Origin of the sequence: Nonomuraea sp. NPDC050404, assembly GCF_040655495.1 — a bacterium.
Classification (GTDB): Bacteria; Actinomycetota; Actinomycetes; order Streptosporangiales; family Streptosporangiaceae; genus Nonomuraea.
Map to the genome: position 1 here is coordinate 314,537 of NZ_JBFAKB010000001.1, position 19,456 is coordinate 333,992.

Annotated in this window: 16 protein-coding genes; 4 read left to right on the forward strand and 12 right to left on the reverse strand. The window is 71.6% G+C overall.

All coding sequences use genetic code 11. The features are described from left to right. Window positions 1-14 precede the first annotated feature (14 nt). Entirely contained in the window at window positions 15-842 is an 828-nt protein-coding gene (locus AB0I81_RS01450; protein WP_360647997.1) for a helix-turn-helix transcriptional regulator, read from the reverse strand. Window positions 843-964: 122 nt separating this feature from the next. Between AB0I81_RS01450 and AB0I81_RS01455 the strand changes: the two genes are divergently transcribed. Then, window positions 965-2,032, forward strand: coding sequence for an aldo/keto reductase (locus tag AB0I81_RS01455; protein WP_360648000.1), 1,068 nt, complete (start codon window positions 965-967; stop codon window positions 2,030-2,032). Here AB0I81_RS01455 and AB0I81_RS01460 read toward each other — a convergent pair. Then, entirely contained in the window at window positions 2,019-3,884 is a 1,866-nt protein-coding gene (locus AB0I81_RS01460) for a hypothetical protein (protein WP_360648003.1), read from the reverse strand. The genes AB0I81_RS01455 and AB0I81_RS01460 overlap by 14 nt on opposite strands. Window positions 3,885-4,039: 155 nt before the next feature. After that, window positions 4,040-4,663: a GTP cyclohydrolase I FolE gene (gene folE / locus AB0I81_RS01465; RefSeq protein WP_360650153.1), complete on the reverse strand. Its 624-nt coding sequence runs from the start codon at window positions 4,661-4,663 to the stop codon at window positions 4,040-4,042. A gap of 125 nt (window positions 4,664-4,788) precedes the next feature. Here folE and AB0I81_RS01470 point away from each other — a divergent pair, with 125 nt between their 5' ends. Both AB0I81_RS01470 and AB0I81_RS01475 read left to right on the forward strand, forming a co-directional pair. Continuing rightward, a complete protein-coding gene (locus AB0I81_RS01470) occupies window positions 4,789-5,574 on the forward strand; it encodes a transcriptional regulator (protein ID WP_360648007.1) in 786 nt (261 codons plus the stop codon). 49 nt (window positions 5,575-5,623) lie between these two features. Beyond that, window positions 5,624-6,859, forward strand: coding sequence for an FAD-dependent oxidoreductase (locus tag AB0I81_RS01475; RefSeq protein WP_360648010.1), 1,236 nt, complete (start codon window positions 5,624-5,626; stop codon window positions 6,857-6,859). 19 nt (window positions 6,860-6,878) lie between these two features. On the opposite strand, the gene AB0I81_RS01480 is transcribed toward AB0I81_RS01475, so the two are convergent. Further along, complete coding sequence (locus AB0I81_RS01480) at window positions 6,879-8,297, reverse strand: FAD-dependent oxidoreductase (RefSeq protein ID WP_360648013.1); 1,419 nt, start codon at window positions 8,295-8,297, stop codon at window positions 6,879-6,881. 56 nt (window positions 8,298-8,353) lie between these two features. After that, window positions 8,354-8,818, reverse strand: a complete 465-nt coding sequence (locus AB0I81_RS01485) for an SAM-dependent methyltransferase (protein WP_360648016.1) — start codon at window positions 8,816-8,818, stop codon at window positions 8,354-8,356. A gap of 127 nt (window positions 8,819-8,945) precedes the next feature. On the opposite strand from AB0I81_RS01485, the gene AB0I81_RS01490 reads away from it, so the two are divergent. Continuing rightward, window positions 8,946-11,831 carry an AAA family ATPase gene (locus tag AB0I81_RS01490; protein ID WP_360648019.1) on the forward strand — a complete coding sequence of 962 codons (2,886 nt, stop codon included), beginning with the start codon at window positions 8,946-8,948 and terminating at the stop codon, window positions 11,829-11,831. A gap of 33 nt (window positions 11,832-11,864) precedes the next feature. Here the strand turns inward: AB0I81_RS01490 and AB0I81_RS01495 are convergent, their stop codons facing one another. The 7 genes from AB0I81_RS01495 to AB0I81_RS01525 form a co-directional block, all read right to left on the reverse strand. Further along, window positions 11,865-14,087 (reverse strand): heavy metal translocating P-type ATPase, encoded by a 2,223-nt coding sequence (locus AB0I81_RS01495; protein ID WP_360648022.1) that lies wholly within the window; start codon window positions 14,085-14,087, stop codon window positions 11,865-11,867. A gap of 21 nt (window positions 14,088-14,108) precedes the next feature. After that, entirely contained in the window at window positions 14,109-15,062 is a 954-nt protein-coding gene (locus tag AB0I81_RS01500; RefSeq protein WP_360648025.1) for a hypothetical protein, read from the reverse strand. Beyond that, window positions 15,059-15,262 carry a cation transporter gene (locus AB0I81_RS01505; protein ID WP_360648028.1) on the reverse strand — a complete coding sequence of 68 codons (204 nt, stop codon included), beginning with the start codon at window positions 15,260-15,262 and terminating at the stop codon, window positions 15,059-15,061. The genes AB0I81_RS01500 and AB0I81_RS01505 overlap by 4 nt, the downstream gene beginning before the upstream one ends. A 25-nt stretch (window positions 15,263-15,287) precedes the next feature. Next, window positions 15,288-15,569, reverse strand: a complete 282-nt coding sequence (locus AB0I81_RS01510) for a metal-sensitive transcriptional regulator (protein WP_360648031.1) — start codon at window positions 15,567-15,569, stop codon at window positions 15,288-15,290. 180 nt (window positions 15,570-15,749) lie between these two features. Further along, window positions 15,750-17,303: a M4 family metallopeptidase gene (locus AB0I81_RS01515; protein ID WP_360648034.1), complete on the reverse strand. Its 1,554-nt coding sequence runs from the start codon at window positions 17,301-17,303 to the stop codon at window positions 15,750-15,752. 170 nt (window positions 17,304-17,473) lie between these two features. Continuing rightward, window positions 17,474-18,649: an NAD-dependent formate dehydrogenase gene (locus AB0I81_RS01520; RefSeq protein ID WP_360648037.1), complete on the reverse strand. Its 1,176-nt coding sequence runs from the start codon at window positions 18,647-18,649 to the stop codon at window positions 17,474-17,476. Between the two features lie 344 nt (window positions 18,650-18,993). Next, a complete protein-coding gene (locus AB0I81_RS01525; RefSeq protein ID WP_360648040.1) occupies window positions 18,994-19,410 on the reverse strand; it encodes a DUF4189 domain-containing protein in 417 nt (138 codons plus the stop codon). Window positions 19,411-19,456: the final 46 nt, after the last annotated feature.

The following is a 19,456-nucleotide window of genomic DNA, read 5'->3' on the forward strand; positions in this document are numbered from 1 at the left end:
CTACGGCGCGGTGATCACGCCCGCAACCGGTTCAGGGCCGACCGGCTCTCGTCGTCCGCGGCGCGGTAGATGACCAGTTGCTGGTCCGGGTCCTGCAGCGGCATGAGCGTCTCGAACCGCACCGCGATCTCGCCGGCGTCCGGGTGCCGGATCACCTTGTGCCCGCGGCCGTTGACCTTGACGTCCCGCTCGGCCCACAACCGCGCGAACTCCTCGTCGTGCGCGGTGAACTCGGCGATGCGGCCGGCCAGCTCCCGGTCCTCCGGGTACGCGGCCCACGCGGCGCGCAGGTGGGCGATGCCCTCCCGGATGACGCGCTCGCGGTCGACGTAGAACTCCCGCATCTTCGGATACATCAGGCACAACCACATCGCGTTGCGCTGCGACGGCGGCAGGGTGTCGAAGTCCATCAGCAGCCGCGCCATCTCGCCGTTCCAGGCCAGGATGTCGTAGCGGTGGTTCATCAGCAGGGCCGGCAGCGGCGACAGGTCGGCGACCAGCCCGGCCAGCGACGGCTCCGCGACGGTGGCGGGCTTGCCGGTGTCGCGCGGGCGCCGCCGGGCCAGGTTGAACAGGTAGGCACGCTCGTCGGGGGCCAGGCGCAGCGCGCCGGCCAGCGCCTCCGCCACGTCCGCCGAGGGCCGCAGCCCGCGGCCCTGCTCCAGCCGCACGATGTAGTCGATGCTGACCCCGGCCAGTTCGGCGACCTCTTCGCGGCGCAGCCCCGGGGTGCGCCTGGCCCGCCGGCGCGCCGGGAGGCCGAGGTCGTGCGGGTCCAGGCGTTCGCGCCGGCTCCGCAGGAACGCGGCCAGCTCCTGTGAGGTGTCCACGGCGCGGGTCATCGCGTTCGATCGTACCTTCAGGGTAGGACTGGCTTTCCCAGGCATTTCCTTCCCTTATCCACGGCTCGCGGCCGTCGCAGACTCGTTGTCCGGAAGCGGATCACGAGCACAGGGAGACACGAATGTCCCTCACTCTCGACACCTATCGGCTGCTGGGCCGTTCCGGGCTGCGGGTCTCGCCGCTGGCACTGGGCGCGGCGACCTTCGGCACCGAGTGGGGCTGGGGCGCCGAGCAGGACGACGCGCGCAAGTTGTTCGACCTGTACGTCGAACGCGGCGGCAACTTCATCGACACCGCCAGCACCTACACCGACGGCAGCTCCGAGCGCATGCTGGGCAAGTTCACCCGCGGCAACCGCGAGAGCCTGGTGCTGGCGACGAAGTACACGACGCTGCGCCGGCCCGGCGACCCGAACTCCGGCGGGCCGCACCGCAAGAGCATGTTCGCCTCGGTGGAGGCCAGCCTGCGGCGGCTGAACACCGACTACCTCGACCTGCTCTACCTGCACGTGTGGGACACCACGACGCCGGTCGAGGAGATCCTGCGCGGCATGGACGACCTGGTCCGGCAGGGCAAGGTCCTGTACGTGGCGATCTGCAACGTGCCGGCCTGGCAGGTGGCGCGCATGCAGGCGATCGCCGACCTGCGCGGCTGGTCGCCGCTGATCGCGCTGCAGATCGAGTACAACCTCCTCGAACGCGGCGGTGAACGGGACCTGATCCCCATGGCGCGCGAGATGGGCCTGGGCGTGGTGCCGTTCTCCCCGCTGGCCGGCGGGGTGCTCACCGGCAAGTACGGCCGCGACGACCTGACCGCGGCGGGCGGCGCGCCCGGCGACGGCACCCGCAGGAGCGTCACCATCGCCGGCGGCACGCTCACCGAGCGCAACTTCGCCATCGTGGAGGTCGTGAAGGAGGTCGCCGCGGAGCTGGGCCGCACGCCCGCCCAGGTCGGGCTGGCCTGGACGTTGCGGAACCCGGGGGTGACGGCGTCGATCATCGGCGCCCGCACCCCCGCGCAACTGGAGGACAACCTGGGCGCCCTCGAGATCGGCTTCACCGACTCCCAGGTGGCCCGCCTCGACGCGGTCAGCACGATCGAGCCCGGCTACCCGCACGGCATGCTCGCCGGCGACGCGATGCGCGCGGTGACCCGCGGCGACATGAAGATCGAACTCACTCCGCGATGATCTTGAGGTCGAACGTGCCCTGGTGCGGGATGCGCAGCGCGTGGAAGCGGCGGGCGCCGTCGCGGAAGTAGCGCACGCTGCCCGCCGCGACGGTCGCCTCCAGTGGGGCGCCCCAGCGGAAACGGATAGTGGTACGGCCCCGCCGCAGGTCGAAGCCGTCGGCGGTGGCGGTGGTGGAGCCGCCGAACGTGGCCCGCGTGCCGTCGGTGAAGGTCAGGACGTCCCCGGGCTGGACGATGAGCGGGATCTGCTCGGTGGCGGGGGCGTTCGCCCTGACGGTGCGCCGGATCGTACCGGGGGTGACCAGGACGTCCGTGGTGACGTCCGCGTTGCCGTAGCGGATGCCGAAGGCGGCGGGGGCCGGGCCGCCGGTCCACTCCCTGCCGCCGGGGGCGCCGCGGAAGTAGGTGGCGGGCAGGGAGCCGTCGGAGTCGGGCCGCTGGCCGGGGAAGACGGTGGACCAGCAGGCGTGGTTGTTGTTGTTGAGGCCGCAGATGACCGTGCCGGCCTCGGGGTGCCACAGGAAGGTCAGGCCGGTGCGGGCGCGGGAGACCCGTTCGCCGAAGTGGCCGCCCAGGTAGAGGCCGGGCTTGCGGACGTACAGGAAGTCCTGGCCGCGGTCACGGCGCAGTTCGACGAAGTCGCGCGAGCGCAGGTAGGGCAGGTCGGCGATGGCGGCGGCGCGCTGCCGCCTGCTGGGGAACCGCTCGCCGTTGAGGCCGTGGGTGAGGATGCGCGGCGAGGTGTCCTGCTTGGCGAGCGGCGGCACCTCGTCGGTGGACGCGGCCCAGGCGGCGCGGGCCTCGGCCAGGTCCTCGCGGGCGGTCATGAACGCCGACAGCAGCGGGACCTGGCGGGTGAACGTCCAGTTCAGCGCGGTCCTGTCGGGGTCGGGCCTGACCTCGTCGTACCAGCGGGCGCTGGTCCGGGTGGAGGGGGCGACGTTGACCAGGTACCCGGAGCCGTCGGGCTCGCGCAGCAGGTTGTAGGACAGGAAGCCGGTGAAGGCACGGGCCATGTCCACCAGGTGCGGGTCCGGGCGGTGGTGGTAGGCGTCGGCCAGTTCGGGGAGCATGACCTCGAAGTTGTAGTTCATGTCGTGGCCGCCTTCCTCGTGGAAGAAACCGGCCGCGCTCACGCCGGTCGCTGCGATCCGGGCGAACGCCTCACGCAGCCCCTTGGCGAGGGCGGGGTCGTGCTCGTGCCTGAGCATGAACGCGCTCCCGGCCAGGCCGGAGGCGGTCTGGTTGGCGTAGTCGAGCGGTTCCTGCCAGACGGTGGTGTTGCCGGGGTCGAGGAACCACGTCATGGCCGTACGCAGCGCGCCGGCCACCTGGGCCTGCCTCTCCGGCAGCACCCTGGCCGTGCGCAGCAGCCGCAGGGTCTTGGCCAGGTAGCCGAGCCCGAACCCGGTGGGCGCCAGGCCGTGCTCGTCGCGGCGGTACTCGGGGAAGGAACCGTCGGAGTGCTGGAGCGAGAGGTAGTGGCCGAGCGCCGCGTCGAGCGCGGCCAGCAGGTTCCGGTCCCCGGCGTACGGGTTCCACGGGCGGGCGTTGGCGTAGAACCAGGCCAGCGTGAAGACGTGCTCCTGCACGCGGGCATTGAACGCCACCGCCGGATTGCGCCACCAGCCACCGGCGAAGAAGCCGCTGTCGTCCATGTCGTTGACCATGGGCGCGAGGGTGGCCAGGTACGGCGCGAAGCGCTGCTCGTGGGGGGCGAACGAGGCGCGGTCCAGTGGCGGCAGCGGCGTCAGGTCCGGGACGTCGGCGAACGCGGTGCCGGAGGCGAGCACTGTGGCGGACGCCGGGAGCAGGGCTGCGGCTCGGAGCAGGATGCGGCGGGAGAGCATGGTCAAGCCTTCCGAGGGGGTGTGTTCCGGAGGCGCGCGCCCGCGCCCGCCAGTCTGGTAATGCGCATTAGTTCGGTCATTGTGAAACCGGACAGAACGGGCCGTCAAGAGTTCCCCCAGTAGTAATCCGTATTAGCAGCCCTCCGTGGGAGCGGTCAGCGGGACGCTCCCGCCAGGGTGAGGAATTCGCCGCGGGACCGGGCGTCGGTCCGCAGCAGGCCGAGGAGGGTCGAGGTCGTGGTGGTGGTGCCGATGGCCTGCGCGCCGCGCAACGTCATGCAGGTGTGTTCGGCCTCGATCACGACGCCGACGCCCTGAGGGTCGAGCTGGGTCTGCAGCCAGTCGGCGACCTGCTTGGTGAGGCGCTCCTGCACCTGGGGACGGCAGGCGAAGTGTTCGAGGGTACGGGCGAGCTTCGACAACCCCAGGATGCGGCTTCCCGGGAGGTAGCCGATGTGGGCCTTACCGACGAACGGCAGGAGGTGGTGCTCGCAGACCGAGCGCAGGGGGATGTCGCGGGCCAGGACCAGTTCGTCGTACCCCTCGTCGTTCGGGAAGGTGGTCAGTTCGAACGGGCGGGGCGTGAACAGTTCGGCGTAGGCGCGGGCCATCCGGCCAGGGGTGCCGCGCATGCTCTCGGAGTCGGTGCCGATGCCGAGGGCGTGCAGGAAGTTCCGGGCGGCGACTTCCGCGGCGGCCAGGTCCGTCTCCTCCGGGTCATGGACCACGTGGAGCGGGGCGTGGGCCGGCCTCGGCGCCTCGGGATCGTCAGGGGCCATGTGCAGGGGCGCGCTGGGGTTCTGGGTCATTTCGCCAACCAATGTTGTCGCAATTAGAGTATTTCCTGGGAAAAATCCATCGGCTCGACATTACACCAGCCATCTTTGGCGATATTCTGAGGGGCATGGCCTCTGATCTGGATCAGCCCTCAGCCGCCGCGGGGGTCGAAGCGATCTCGGTTCTCGGGGACGATGTACGCCGCAGGATGTACGGCTTCGTACGGCGGGCCCGGCACCCGGTGACCCGCGAGGCGGTGGCCGGCGACGCCGGGATCTCGGCCAAGCTGGCCGCCTTCCACCTGGACAAACTCGTCGCGGCCGGCTTGCTGCGGGCCCGCTACGACAACCCGCCGGGCGTGCGCAGGGTCGGCCGCAAGCCGAAGGTCTACGAGCCGGCCGGCCGGGACATCCGGATCAGCATCCCCGAGCGCCACCACGACGTGCTCGCCGAGATCCTCATCGACGCCGTGCACACCGCGGAGCAGGGTGAGGATCCACGGGCGGCGGCGCGGCGCGCGGCCCACCGGCGGGGTGAGGCGCTGGGCGCGGAGGTCCGGGCCCGCACCCGTCCCGGCCGCCTGGGGCCAGAGCGCTCCCTGACGCTCAGCGAGGCCATGCTGGAGCAGCACGGCTTCGAGCCGCACCGCCGGGCCCCCGACGAGCTGCGGCTGCTCAACTGCCCCTTCCATCCGCTGGCCGCCCGGTCGCCCGAGCTGGTGTGCGGGATCAACCACGCCTTCCTCGACGGGTTCCTCGCGGGCCTGCGGACGGCCGGGGTCGGCGCGTTTCTGGCGCCGCGCCCTGGGCACTGCTGCGTGGAGTTGCGGGCGGTGCCCGGCGGACGCGCTGCCGCCGTACAGGCCGATGAGGACGGGATCTGCCGCGGGGACGATCCTGACGAGACGCCGTAAAACCCCGCCACAACACAAGAGCAGTCGAACGCGACAGAGGAGAGAGAGCATGGCAGCGAGCACGCCATTCGTGATCGTCGGCGCCGGCCTGGCCGGCGCGAAGGCCGCCGAGGCCCTGCGGGAGGAGGGCTTCGACGGGCCCGTCGTGCTCCTGGGGGAAGAGTCCGAGCGCCCGTACGAGCGGCCGCCGCTGTCCAAGGGCTACCTGCTGGGCCAGGACGAACGGGACAAGGTCTATGTGCACCCGTCCCAGTGGTACGCCGAGCACGACGTCGATCTGCGCCTCGGCGTCGCGGTCACCGGCCTCGACCCGGCGGGCCACGAGGTGCTGCTCGGCGACGGCGGCCGGCAGGGTTACGCGAAACTGCTGCTGGCCACCGGCTCCTCGCCGCGCCCGCTCCCGGTGCCGGGGGCCGGCCTCGACGGGGTCCACTACCTGCGCAGGATCGCCGACAGCGACGGCATCAAGGACGCCATGAAGTCCGCCTCCCGCGTCGCGGTGATCGGGGCCGGTTGGATCGGCCTGGAGACCGCGGCAGCCGCCCGCTCGGCCGGCGCCGAGGTGACGGTGCTGGAGTCGGCGCAACTGCCGCTGTTGCAGGTGCTGGGCGGGGAGGTCGCCCAGATCTTCGCCGACCTGCACACCGAGAACGGCGTCGATGTGCGATGCGGCGTCCAGGTCGCCGAGATCACCGGCGCCGATGGCCGCGTGAGCGGCGTGCTGCTGGCCGACGGCAGCCTCATCGAGGCCGACGCGGTCATCGTCGGCGTCGGCATCACCCCCAACACCGGGCTCGCCGAGGCCGCCGGCCTCGACGTCGACAACGGCGTCCGCGTGGACGCGGGGCTGCGCTCCTCCGACGCCGACATCTACGCCGCCGGTGACGTGGCCAACGCCTTCCATCCGCGGCTCGGCACGCACCTTCGCGTCGAGCACTGGGCCAACGCCCTGCACCAGCCGGCCACCGCGGCCAAGGCGATGCTGGGCCAGGACGCCGCCTACGACCGCATGCCGTACTTCTTTACCGATCAGTACGACCTGGGCATGGAGTACACCGGCCACGTCGAACCCGGCGGCTACGACCAGGTCGTCTTCCGGGGGCGTACCGACACCCGCGAGTTCATCGCCTTCTGGCTCGCCGGCGGCCGGGTGCTGGCGGGCATGAACGTCAACGTCTGGGACGTCACCGACACCATCGACGCCCTGGTGACCTCCGGCCGCCGGATCGATCCCGCCAGGCTCGCCGACGTGGACGTACCGTTGACCGACCTGGCGGACGGCTGATTCCTGCCCGAAAGGGATCTCAGGGCCGGGTGGTCGTCGGCGAGCCCGCCGGACCCAGCAGGGTGTCGAGCGCCCGGTGCAGGGTGGTGGTGTCGGTGCCCGCCCAGCCCACGTACCCGTCGGGGCGGACGAGCATCGCGGGTCCGCCGGGCGCGGCGGGCGTCACCACCTTGATCCGGTCATCCCGGCCGGCGTCGCCGATGAGGACGAAGCGCCGCCCACGGAGCGCCTCGTACAGGCGGCCACCGCCGGCGAGCGGGACGTCGGCGGCGCGGGAGCCGGTGAGCTCGTGCGCGCCGTGGGGCGCCGGGTAGTGGTAGCCGATGCCGCTGAGCTGCCCCGCGACCTTCTCGCGGATCTTGGGGATGGCCAGCGCCCGGCGGGCGGCGAAGCCGCGCAGGACCTGCCCGGCGGCCGACTCGATCATGGCGGCCCGGATGATGGCGCCGCTGCTGCGCAACACCGAGCGGCCGACCGGGTGCCGCTCGGCGTGGTAGGTGTCGAGCAGGGCGTCGGGAGCGCCGCGCAGTACGGCGGCGAGTTTCCAGCCGAGGTTGGCGGCGTCCTGGAGCCCGGTGTTCATGCCCTGGCCACCGGCGGGCGAGTGCACGTGGGCGGCGTCCCCGGCCAGGAAGACCCGGCCGATCCGGTAGTGCGGCGCCTGCCGCTCGTCGCTGTGGAAGCGCGACAACCAGCGGGCGTCGTGCATGCCGAAGTCGGTGCCCAGGGCGCGCCTGGCGACGCCCCGGACCTCCTCCAGGTCGAGGGGCACGTCGTCGGGCACGGAATGACGGCGGTCCCAGGCGAAGATCCGGTAGTAGCCGTCGCCGAAGGGCGCGATGAAGGCGAAGGCGTCGCCGACCCCGTTGACGGTCAGCAGTTCGGCGGGCGCCTCGGCGACCTTCACGTCGGCGAGCATGATGGACTTCAGCACCGACTTGCCGGGAAAGGGCTGGCCGAGCGAGTTGCGCACCGCGCTGTGGTAGCCGTCGGCGCCCACGGCGTAGGCGGCGCGGTGCACGCCGTGCGCGGTCGTGACCGTGACCCCGCCGGCGTCCTGGCCGACTTCCAGCGCCTCGGCGTCGTACACGATCTCGGCGCCCGCCTTGAGCGCCCGTTCCAGCAGCAGGCGCTCCACGTTGTACTGCGGGGTGATCAGCAGGTACGGGAAACGGCTGGGCAGGGCGCCCAGGTCGATCTCCACCCGCTCGAACAGCCGCACGCGGCGCAGCGCGGCGCCCATGGTCACGAGCCGGTCGGCCAGGCCGCGCGCGTCGAGTTGCTCCAGTGTGCGGGCGTGCACGCCGAACGCCCGGGAGAGGTTGGAGATCGTGCCGTCCCGGCGCTCCAGCACGGTCACCGCGATCCCGGCCTCGGCCAGGTCACCCGCGAGCAGCAACCCGGTCGGCCCCGCCCCCACGACGATCACTTCGGACATGTCCTGTGCTCCTTGGTAGTAGGCACGGTTCAGTTGTAGGCATGCATGAGCTCGGTTCAGTAATAGGCACGCATGAGCTCGGTCGCCCACGCCGGTTGCACCGTCTCGCCCTGCGGGCCGAATTCCGACATGTACGGCTTGACGTCCAGAACGGGGCTGCCGTCTATGGCGTCCAGGCCGCGTACGTGCAGATCGAGCCCGTCCACGGCGAGCAGCCGGCAGCGGGAGACGCCCAGCCGGTTGGGGCGGTTCTTGCCCCGCTGGGCGAAGATGCCGACCTCCGGCCAGTCCGGGTTCCCCCTGGGACGGCGGGCGGAGGTGTGCACCGAGGCCGCATCCACGAGGTGGAACCGGAACACCACCTCCACATGAGAGAACGCGTCCAGCCCGGCGACGCTGCCGGGCTCGTATCGGGTGGCGTCGAGGCGGATCACCGCCTGCTCGGTGTTCCAGTCGTCGTCGAACGCCTCGGTCCGCCCGCCGATGACCGTTCCCACAGGTTCGATGATGATCGGCTCCATGATGATCCTCCCGGGTGTGCTGTGCCGCGGTTCCCGACAGTACGGCGCGGCGGTCCCGGCCGGATCAGTCACGGTGACCTGAGCCCCGTGGGGGCCCGGCCGGCGGGTTAGGTAGGGTCGGCGCATCATGATCGGGCGAAATGCGGAGATCGCCGAGCTCAGCCGGTTGATCGCCGAGTCACGGGCCGGGCAGGGCAACGCCGTCGCGGTGTACGGCGAAGCCGGGATCGGCAAGTCGGCGCTGCTGGCGGAGGTGGCGAACGGGGGATCCTCTCTCGTGCTGCGCGCCGCCGGTGTCGAGGCCGAGTCCGAGCTGCCCTACGCCGCCCTGCACCTGCTGCTGCGCCCGGCACGCCACCTGATCGCCGGCCTGCCTCCGGGGCAACGAGCGGCCTTGCACGGCGCGTTCGGCGAAGGACGTGGCAACGCTCGCGATCACGCGGGAGAGCACAGCGCACCCGGCGAAAGGCATGGCGACGCTCACGGTCACGCGGGAGAGCACGGCGCGCCCGATCGTTTCCTTGTCGGGCTCGCGGTGCTGACCCTGCTCGCCGATCTCGCCGAGGAACGTCCGCTGCTGTGCCTGATCGACGACGTGCACTGGCTGGACCGCGCCTCCCTGGACGCGCTGACGTTCGCCGCCCGCCGCCTGGCCGCCGAACCGATCACCATGATCTTCGCCGGCCGCGACGGCGGTGAGCCGGTGATCAGCGGCATCCCGGAGATGCGGCTGTCCGGCCTGACCAGGCCCGACTGCGAGCGGTTGCTCGCCGGGCGCGCGGCCGGGCTCACCCCCGAGGCTCGCGACCGGGTGATCGAGGAGGCCGAGGGCAACCCGCTGGCGCTGCTGCACTTCGCCGAGATCCTGACCCCCGAGCAGCGGGCCGGCCACCTGGCCCCGCTCCCCCTGCGGCCGCCGGGGCCGTCCATGGCCGGGCGGCTCGAACAGTCGTTGCGCGCCACGATCCGGCGGCTGCCCGAACGTACCCGGTCGCTGCTGCTGGTCGCCGCCGCCGACGGCTCTGGCAGCCTGCACCTGGTGTTGCGGGCGGCGCAGGCGTTCGGCGCGGGGCCCGAGGACCTGGAGCCCGCCGAGCGGGCCGCTCTCATTGACGTCTCCGGCGACCGGGTACGTTTCCGCCATCCGCTCGTCAAGGCCGCGGCCTACCACGAGGCGCCGCTCACCCGGCGCACGGCGGCCCACCGGGCGCTGGCCGGCGCGCTCGACGGCCATGAGCACGCCGACCGCCTGGCCTGGCACCTGTCGGCGGCCACGCTCGAACCCGATGAGGAGATCTCGGCCGTCCTGGCGGCGGCCGGCGAACGCGCGGGTGAGCGCGGCAGCAACGCCTCGGCCGCCACCGCTTACGAGCGGGCCGCGCAACTCACCGTGGACAGGGAGCGGCGTGCCCGCTGGCTGGCCGCCGCCGCTGAGTCGGCGCTCGGCGCCGGGCAACTCCCCCGCGCCGGAGCCACCGCCGAGCGGGGCCGCCGTCTGACCGCGGATCCGCTGCTGCTGGCCCGGCTGGCCAGCGTGCGCGCCTCGGTCGAGGCCGAGCGGGACGATCCGGCGCCGGCCGCGTACATCCTGATCGCCGCAGCCGCGGACATCGTACGGACCGCGCCCGCGTACGCCGCTTCCCTGCTCGCCGCCGCCGCGTCCAAGGCCTGGTTCGCCGGCGACCGGGACGCGCTCGGGCGGACCGCCGAACTCCTGGAGTCCCTGGCACCGCAGACGGAGGCACGCCTGGCCGGCATCGTCTCCGCCGTACGCGGCATGGAACGCGTGGCCGCCGGCGACCCCGCCACAGGACTCCCCCTCCTCCGCGCCACCCTTCACCACACACAAACCCCCCTCGACCAAGCCACCCCCTCGGTGCCTGACTCGGGCGGGGGCACTCTTCCGGCGTCGGCCGGGGGTGAGATTGAGCGGGTCGCCGGCACGTACGCCGTGTTCGGAGCTCTCATGACCGGGGACGACGAGGCGGCGTGCGAGCTGGCCGCCGCCCGGGTGGCCGCCTGCCGTCGCCACGGGCTCGTCGGAGCGCTGCCACACGCCCTGCAACTCCTCACCCAGGCGCAGATCCTGTCCGGCCGCCACGCCGAGGCCGCCGCGTCCGGGGCGGAGGCCTGGCAGATCGCACGCGACACCGGGCAGGAGGGACGGCTGCGCCACCTGCACGGCATCCTCGCCCGCCTGGCCGCCATCCGCGGCGAGGACGACGAATGCCGGCGTCTAGCGGCCCAGGCCGAGGGCTCCTCCAGGGAACGCAACGGATCCGGCTGGGGAGGGTGCGCGCTGACGCTGCTCGACCTCGTACGGGCCCGTTACGACGCCGCGGCCGAGCGGATGGCGGCGATCCTGGACGGCCCGCTCGGCCACACGGTGATCGTCACCTTCGCCCTCGCCGACCACGTGGAGGCCTGCGCCCGCCTCAACCAGGTCGCCAGGGCGACCGCCGCGCTCGCCCGGTTCGACGCCTGGGCCGAGGCCGGCGGCCGGCCCTGGGCTGCGGCGGTCGCCCACCGCTGCCGGGCGCTGCTCGCGCCGCGCGAGGAGGCCGAGGCGCACTACGAGGCGGCCCTCGCCGTGAATCCCCAGGCCGGGCGTCCCTTCGAGCAGGCCAGGACCCGCCTGCTGTACGGCGAATGGCTCCGGCGCGCCCGGCGGCGAGCCGACGCGGGCATCCAGTTACGCGCCGCGCTGGAGAGTTTCGTCGAGCTGGGAGCCGAGCCCTGGGCCGGACGTGCCCGCAGCGAACTCGCCGCGGCCGGTGTCCACGCCGCCGAGCCCAGGCCACCCGCGGCAGGCGCCGCCCTCAGCACGCTGACCCCGCAGGAACTCCAGGTGGTCCGGCTGGCCGCGACCGGAGCCACGAACCGGCAGATCGGCGCCCAGCTCTTCCTCAGCCCGCGCACCGTGGGCTTCCACCTGTACAAGGCCTATCCCAAGCTGGGCATCTCCTCGCGGGACGAGCTTGCGGGACTAGACCTGGGCCCCTACCACTCCTGATCGTCATCGAGTGGAGGAGCCATCCGGGCGGTTCTACTTGAAGCGGCGCAGTCGCAGGCTGTTGCTCACTACGAAGACGCTGGAGAACGCCATCGCCGCGCCCGCGATCATCGGGTTGAGCAGGCCCATCGCGGCCAGCGGCAGCGCGGCCACGTTGTAGGCGAAGGCCCAGAACAGGTTCCCCTTGATCGTCTTCAGCGTGCGGCGGGACAACCGGATCGCGTCGGCCGCCACCCGCAGGTCACCCCGGGTCAGAGTCAGATCGCTGGCCTGGATCGCCGCGTCGGTGCCGGTGCCCATGGCCAGCCCCAGATCAGCCTGGGCCAGCGCGGCGGCGTCGTTGACCCCGTCGCCCACCATCGCCACCACCTTGCCCTCGGACTGCAGCCGCTTGACCACCTCCACCTTCCCGGCCGGCAACACCTCCGCGATCACCTCATCGATACCCACCTCGGCCGCCACCGTCCCGGCCACGGCCTCGTTGTCACCGGTCAGCAGCACCGGCGTGAGACCGAGGGAGCGAAGCCGGGCGATGGCCTCCCTGCTGGTCGGCTTGACCACGTCGGCCACCACCAGCACCGCGCGAGCCTGCCCGTCCCAGCCCACCGCCACCGCGGTACGACCCCTGGCCTGCTCCTCCGCCAGCTCCCGCGCAAGATCGGCGGGCAGCTGCTGCGACCACTCCGCCAGCAGCCGCGGACGACCGACCAGCACCGCGTGCCCGTCCACGACGCCCTGCACACCGAGCCCCTCGACGTTCGCGAAGTCCTCCACCACGGCCTCGCTCCCGACCGCCTCGCTTCTGGCTGCCTCGGCGATGGCCCGGGCGATCGGATGCTCCGAGGCGTGCTCCAGCGCGCCCGCCAGCCGCAACACCTCCGCACGGCGCTCCCCCTCGGCCAGGTGCACCGCCATGAGCGTCATCCTGCCCTCGGTCACCGTGCCGGTCTTATCCAGCACCACCGTGTCGATCCCGCGAGTCGACTCCAGCACCTCGGGACCCTTGATCAGAATGCCGAGCTGCGCCCCCCGCCCCGTCCCGACCAGCAACGCGGTCGGCGTGGCCAGACCCAGCGCACACGGGCACGCGATGATCAGCACCGCCACCGCCGCCGTGAACGCCGCCCCCGCCCCCTCACCCGTCCCCAGCCAATAGCCCAGCGTGCCCACCGCCAACGCGATCACAATCGGCACGAAAACCCCGGAGATACGATCGGCCAGCCGCTGCACCCGCGCCTTACCGGTCTGCGCCTCCTCCACCAGCCGGGCCATCTGGGCCAGCTGCGTGTCCGCGCCGACCCGGGTGGCCCGCACCACCAGCCGGCCGCCCGCGTTCACCGTCGCCCCGGTCACCGCATCACCCGGCCGCACCTCCACCGGCACCGACTCACCCGTCAACATCGAGGCATCCACCGCCGAGGAACCCTCCTCGACCACCCCATCGGTGGCCACCTTCTCCCCCGGCCGCACGACGAACCGGTCGCCGCTCTTGAGCCGCTCGACCGGGACGCGCCGGCCATCGGCCAGCTCCACCTCCTTGGCGCCCAGCTCCAGCAACGCCCGCAACGCCGCCCCGGCCCGCCGCTTGGAACGCGCCTCGAAATAGCGGCCGGCCAGGATGAACGCGGTCACCGCGGCCGCCGTCTCCAGGTAGATGTTGCCGGAGCCGTCACTGCGCTCGATGGTGAACGCGAACGGATGCGTCATGCCCGGCGTACCGGCCGTACCGAAGAACAACGCCCACAGCGACCAGCCCAGCGCGGCCAGCGTGCCCACCGAGATCAGCGTGTCCATGGTCGCCGCGCCGTGCCGCAGATTGGTCCAGGCGGCCTTGTGGAACGGCCAGCCGGCGTAGGCCACCACCGGGGCGGCCAGCGTGAGCGACAACCACTGCCAATTCGCAAACTGCAACGCCGGGATCATCGCCATCGCCATCACCGGCACCGACAACACCACCGAAGCGATCAACCGCTGCCGCAACGACCGCAACTCATCCCGCTCCTCCTCCTGCGGTTGGATCGCAGCTGCGGGTAGCTCGGCCGTGTACCCGGCCTTCTCCACCTCGGCGATCAGCTGTTGCGGGTCCACGCCTTCGGGGAAGGAGACCTTGGCCTTCTCCGTCGCGTAATTGACCGTGGCCGTCACGCCGTCCAGCTTGTTCAGCTTGCGCTCGATGCGGTTCGCACAAGAGGCGCAGGTCATGCCGCCGATCGAGAGTTCGACCGCGTTCGGCCGGTCATCGGTGACCTGGGACATCACCATTCTCCTTTCTCCCGGTCAGTGGCTGTGATCGTCGCCGTGCCCGCTGGGCGTGGCCGTCGGGGTCTGCGGCCGCTCCCCCGCACGCAGGGTGAAGTCCGCGGTGCGGACCTCGCCGTCGTGCTGGAAGTCGAGGAAGAGCCGGTAGTCGCCGGTGCTGGGCACCTCCGCGTAGAAGGTGATCCCGGGCCCTGGCAGGGTCCTGCCGTCGCCGGGCTCACCATCCGGGTGCACGTGCAGATAGGCCAGGTCCTGGGCGCGCAGGGCCACCAAATGACCGTAGGCGCCGAGATAGGGCTGCAGGTCCGTGACGGGCCGGCCGTCCTTGCTCACCTTGAGCATGAGCTTGCTCGACTGCCCGGGAGTCAACTCGCCGTCGAGGGTGACCTCGTAGCCGTCCACCTTCGCCGTACGGCTGACCGCGGGCAGGGCCCCGGGCTCGTAGTCGCCCGTTACCGCGAGGTCGGTCCCCAGCGTGAGGGCGCTGCCGCCGGTCGGCGCGAAGTCGGCGAAGACCCGGTACGGCCCGGCCGCCGGCAGCGTCAGCTTGACCGACCAGACTCCGTCGGGCGCCATCTCGGGATGCACGTGCCGGAAGGTCCCCAGGTCACGGGAGGCGACGATGAGGTGCAGCTTCTTGTCATGCTCGACCTGGTAGCCGGTGACCGGCCTGCCGTTGGGCCCGGTCACGGTGAAGCGGAAGTCGGCGGGCTCATCGGGCTTGATCGTCGTGGTGAGCGGGTTGAAGGTGTAGCCGCTCTCGGACACTTGGAGCCCCCCGGGGGTATCGTCGTCCGCCTGTTCGGTGGCGTGCCCGCCGTGTCCCGCGCTCGCGGTGGGCGCCGCCATGGCGGCGTGGGCCTCGGCCGGGGGCGTCCCGACCGGCCCGACGGCCCTGCCCACGCCCAGGGCGCCGCCGAAGACGACGGCCAGGCCCAGGGCGTACGAGCCGAGCTTGACCGCGGCGTTCACCGGTTCGCCACTTCGTAACCGGCCTCCTCGACCGCGGCGATGATCTTCGCCGCGTCGGCGGGGCCGTCCACGGTCAGCAGGCCGGTCGCCAGGTCCACCTCGACATGGGCGACCCCGGACACCTCGCCGACCTCTTCCTTCACCGAACTGACGCAGTGGCCGCAGGTCATGCCCTTGACGGTGTAGGTGGCGGTGCTCATATCGATCTCTCCTTCAATCCGTGAATCAGGAACGAACAAGTCGTGCGATGGCGTCGGAGGCCTCCTTGACCTTGGCCTCCGCCTCCGGCCCGCCCTTCTGCGTGGCCTCGGCCACACAGTGGGCCAGATGTTGTTCGAGCAGCGACAGGGAGAACGACTTCAGCGCGCTGGTCGCCGCCGACACCTGCGTCAGGATGTCGATGCAGTACTTGTCGTCCTCGACCATCCGCTGCAGGCCGCGGATCTGCCCTTCGATACGGCGCAGGCGCGCCGCGTGGTCCTGCTTGTTACCGCTGTATCCGGCCATGTCCACCCCTCTCCAGGTCAGCCGCTCAGAACAACACCATACCCCCCTATGGTATTCCTGGCAACGGCCGACCGGAGCGCGAGAAATCCGAGATGCCACGGACGCGCATGAGAAAGGCTTGACGCATACCCTCCGGGGGGTATGCGTCAAGCCTCGGTGACTACAGGGCCCGCGTCGTGCTCAGGGGCAGGCCGGCTCGCCGCTCTGCGCGGGTACGTTCACCCCGCTCCAGGCCGCCTTGACGACGTTGAACTCCACGCAGCCGGTGGGGAACAGCGTCTTGGCCGCGCGCAGCGTGGCCACGCGCGCCTTGGCGTGCGTCCATGGCGCCGTCTTGCTGTTCAGGCCGGTCATGAAGATCTGGCCCGCCTTGCGGACGCCGATGCCGGTGATGGCCGCGCCGCCGTCGCACCGGCTGCTGGCCGGCTTGCCGCTCGGGTTCGTGCCCTCGGCGAGCAGGTAGAACCAGTGGTTCTGCGGCCCTGCCGCCGCGTGCACCTGGGTGCTCGGGATGGAGGAGCTGTAGCAGTTCGGGTGGCCGAGCGCCGACGGGTTGTACATGTTCCTGATCGCGCCACGGCCGGACAGGTTGACCTCCTCGCCGACCAGGTAGTCGGGCGGGTCAAGGCTGGCGGGCAGGTTGGCATACGCCTCGGTCAGCGCGCCAAAGATGTCGCCGGTCGACTCGTTCAGGCCGCCGGGCTCGTTGCCGCTGCCGCCGCTGCCGCCGGAGAACTGGAAGATGCCGTGGCCGAACTCGTGCCCGACGACGTCCATCGAAACGGCCTGCTGGGTGCCGGCGGAGTTACGGCCGAAAGAGGCGTACGAACCGTTCCAGAAGGCGTTGGCCTGGTTCAGCCCGACCCTCGCGGGGTAGCCGCGGCCCGCGCCGTTGACGCCGTTGCGGCCGAGCCAGTCGCGCAACATGTTCCACTGGCGCTGGGCCGCGAAGAGCGCGTCGACGCAGGCCGTCTCCAGGTTCGTGCCGCTGCCGTTGCCCCAGTTGTCGGTCGACTTGGTGTACGCCGCGCCGTTCTGGCCGCCGCACTGGATGCCGGTGCGCGTGGGGTCGCGCATCACGTACGACGGGGAGGTGTCGATGGTGACCGGGTTGCCGTTGTAGTAGCTGTTGCCGGTGCCGTTGACCACCTGGTCCCACTGGTCGATGACCTGGCCGTCGTGCGCGTCCACGTACACGTGCACGATGCTGGACTGGTCGTCGGCGGCGGCGACGACCTCCCACGCCAGGCGTGGCGTGGGAGTGGTGGCGTGCACCACGAGAGCCGGCGTGCCGATCGAGTCGGCCTTGGGCGCCGCGCCGCGGGCCGTGTCCGCGGCCGCCTGCGCGGTGATCCGCGGCTTGGTGTCCAGCGCGATCCTCGCCTGCTGGCCGGTGTCGATCGTACTGGTGGCCCTGCCGGACTTGTCGGTCGTCACGACCACCTCGCCGCCGAAGACGGGCAGACCGGCGTGGGTACGCGCGTACGTGAGGTGCTGGATGCCGTTGACGCCGGCGATGGCCGACGACAGGGAGAAGACGTCCTGGTCGGCGGCCTGGAGCTGCGTCCGGCTGGAGGCGATCACGCTCTGCGCGGTCTGCCTCGCGGTGCTGCGTTCCGAGGGTGAGGGCGGGTCGGCTGCCCGGGCGTTCGCGCTTGTGGCGCCCGAGAGTGCGGTGATGGTCAGGGCTAACGCGAGCATGGCGGCAGTGCCCAGCCTGAGCTTGGGGTTCACGCTCGTGCCTCCTCAGGGGGTGGAGTGGACGAGCCCCGGCCGGCTGGGGTGCCCTCAGCCTGGCATCGAATGACCCAAGTGATACCTCCCAAGTTGACCATAACGTCGTGGTATGGATCGCCGGCTGTCTCGGACGGCGCTGCCGAGCCGGTCTCGATGGCGGGCCCGCGCTACCTCTTCCTGGTGCTGTAGGAGTGGGCGCCGGCCCCGGCCAGGGCGCCGCCCTCGACGATGAGGTACTCCTCGCGGATCGGCGTCCCCTCCAGCCACGCCTCCAGGATCTCGCGGGTTCCTGCCGCGTAGCGGGCCTGGGCGGACAGGGAGGAGCCGGAGATGTGCGGGGTCATGCCGTGGTGCGGCATCGTGCGCCAGGGGTGGTCGGCCGGGGCGGGCTGGGGATACCAGACGTCGCCGGCGTACCCGGCCAGTTGCCCGCTCTCCAGCGCGCGCACGATCGCGTCGCGGTCGGCGATGCGGGCGCGGGCGGTGTTGATCAGGTACGCGCCCCGCTTCATGGTGGCCAGCAGGGCATCGTCGAACAGGCCCTCGGTCTCGGGGTGCAACGGCGCGTTGACGGTCACCACGTCGCAGTGCGGCACCATGGCGGCGGTGTCGGGGTGGAAGGTGAGGCCGAGCTCCTCCTCGACCTCGCGCGGCAGCCGGTGCCGGTCGGTGTAGTGCAGGTGCACGTCGAACGGCTTGAGCCGGCGCAGCACGGCGGTGCCGATGCGGCCGGCGGCGACGGTGCCGACGTGCATGCCCTCCAGGTCGTAGGAGCGGGCCACGCGGTCGGCGATGTTCCAGCCGCCGTCCAGCACCGTCCGGTGGGCGGGCAGGTAGTCGCGGACCAGGGACAGGATCATCATCACGACGTGCTCGGCGACGCTGATGCTGTTGCAGTAGGTGACCTCGGCGACGGTGATGCCACGGCCGATGGCGGCATCGAGGTCGACGTGGTCGGAGCCGATGCCGGCGGTGACGGCCAGCTTCAGCTTGGGGGCGCGGGCGATGCGCTCGGCGGTCAGGTACGCGGGCCAGAACGGCTGCGAGATCACCACGTCGGCGTCGGCCAGCTCACGGTCGAACGCCGACCCGTCGGCGGTGCCGTCGCCGTCCTTGTCTGAGGTGACCACCAGCGTGTGGCCGCGTTCCTCCAGGAAACGGCGCAGCCCCAGCTCGCCGGAGACGCTGCCGAGCAGGTGCCCGGGGGTGAAGTCGAGCGCTTTGGGGCTGGGCAGCGTCTGGCCGCCCGGGTAGCCGGTCAGGTCGGGCAGGCCGTCGCGGGCGTAGGAGGCGGGGTATCCGTCGATCGGGTCGTCGTACAGCACACACAGCACCTTGGCCATGACCTCTGCTCCTCGTCATCGGGGATGATCACACTCTCCACCGAGGCGTTCCCGCAGGTCAAAGCGTTTGTATCTATCGCTTGATAGGTGCGGTCTATGTGGGGTGCTCAGGGCCGGGACACGTGCGACGGCGCCCGTTCACAGGCCGAAGGCGCCGCCCTCGACGGGGATCAGCGCACCGTGGGTGGCGAAGACCGCCAGGTAGACGCCGATGTTGGGAAGGTGACCGCGGCAAACGCCCATCCCCGCCCTGCCCGGCCGTCTCAGGACCGGGCAGGGCGGGGTTCGTCATTCAGAGGCCGTCGCGCTCGACGGCCGGAGCGATCGTGGTGACGGCTTCCGTTCTACCGGTAGCGCTTGGTGCACTGGTAGACGATCCAGCGACCGCCGCCCGCGTTGGCCACGGCGTTCCTCTTGGCCTTGGCGGGGGTGCTGCCCCTGCCGCCCCAGTAGATGTTCCTCCTGGAGTTGTAGGCGACGGCGCCGCACCCGTTGACGAAGGTGGTCAGGACCTTGCAGCTCGATCGGCCGCATTCCTTCAGTGCCCGTCGCTTGGCGGCGGACAACGTACTGTAGTCCCAGGACCTGCCGGTACGACCGTTACGCGCCACTGCGATGGCACCGTAGTAGGCGCGTGCCGAGCTCTCTCCAGCAGTGACCGTGGTGGTCGCACTGGCCGCGGCGGGGACCGCCGCGGCCAGCACGCCGCTCGCCAGAAAGGCGCAAGCGGCGATGGCAGTGACCTTCTTGCCTAGCTGCATGATGTCTTCCCTTTCGTGCCGTCCGAGCGGACGGCAGCGTGTTTTG

Bases quoted from the DNA above. Each gene is read 5' to 3' on its own strand.
- AB0I81_RS01450 (WP_360647997.1), bottom strand. From the start codon at position 842: ATGACCCGCGCCGTGGACACCTCACAGGAGCTGGCCGCGTTCCTGCGG.
- AB0I81_RS01455 (WP_360648000.1), top strand. From the start codon at position 965: ATGTCCCTCACTCTCGACACCTATCGGCTGCTGGGCCGTTCCGGGCTG.
- AB0I81_RS01460 (WP_360648003.1), bottom strand. From the start codon at position 3,884: ATGCTCTCCCGCCGCATCCTGCTCCGAGCCGCAGCCCTGCTCCCGGCG.
- folE (WP_360650153.1), bottom strand. From the start codon at position 4,663: ATGGCCCCTGACGATCCCGAGGCGCCGAGGCCGGCCCACGCCCCGCTC.
- AB0I81_RS01470 (WP_360648007.1), top strand. From the start codon at position 4,789: ATGGCCTCTGATCTGGATCAGCCCTCAGCCGCCGCGGGGGTCGAAGCG.
- AB0I81_RS01475 (WP_360648010.1), top strand. From the start codon at position 5,624: ATGGCAGCGAGCACGCCATTCGTGATCGTCGGCGCCGGCCTGGCCGGC.
- AB0I81_RS01480 (WP_360648013.1), bottom strand. From the start codon at position 8,297: ATGTCCGAAGTGATCGTCGTGGGGGCGGGGCCGACCGGGTTGCTGCTC.
- AB0I81_RS01485 (WP_360648016.1), bottom strand. From the start codon at position 8,818: ATGGAGCCGATCATCATCGAACCTGTGGGAACGGTCATCGGCGGGCGG.
- AB0I81_RS01490 (WP_360648019.1), top strand. From the start codon at position 8,946: ATGATCGGGCGAAATGCGGAGATCGCCGAGCTCAGCCGGTTGATCGCC.
- AB0I81_RS01495 (WP_360648022.1), bottom strand. From the start codon at position 14,087: ATGTCCCAGGTCACCGATGACCGGCCGAACGCGGTCGAACTCTCGATC.
- AB0I81_RS01505 (WP_360648028.1), bottom strand. From the start codon at position 15,262: ATGAGCACCGCCACCTACACCGTCAAGGGCATGACCTGCGGCCACTGC.
- AB0I81_RS01510 (WP_360648031.1), bottom strand. From the start codon at position 15,569: ATGGCCGGATACAGCGGTAACAAGCAGGACCACGCGGCGCGCCTGCGC.
- AB0I81_RS01520 (WP_360648037.1), bottom strand. From the start codon at position 18,649: ATGGCCAAGGTGCTGTGTGTGCTGTACGACGACCCGATCGACGGATAC.
- AB0I81_RS01525 (WP_360648040.1), bottom strand. From the start codon at position 19,410: ATGCAGCTAGGCAAGAAGGTCACTGCCATCGCCGCTTGCGCCTTTCTG.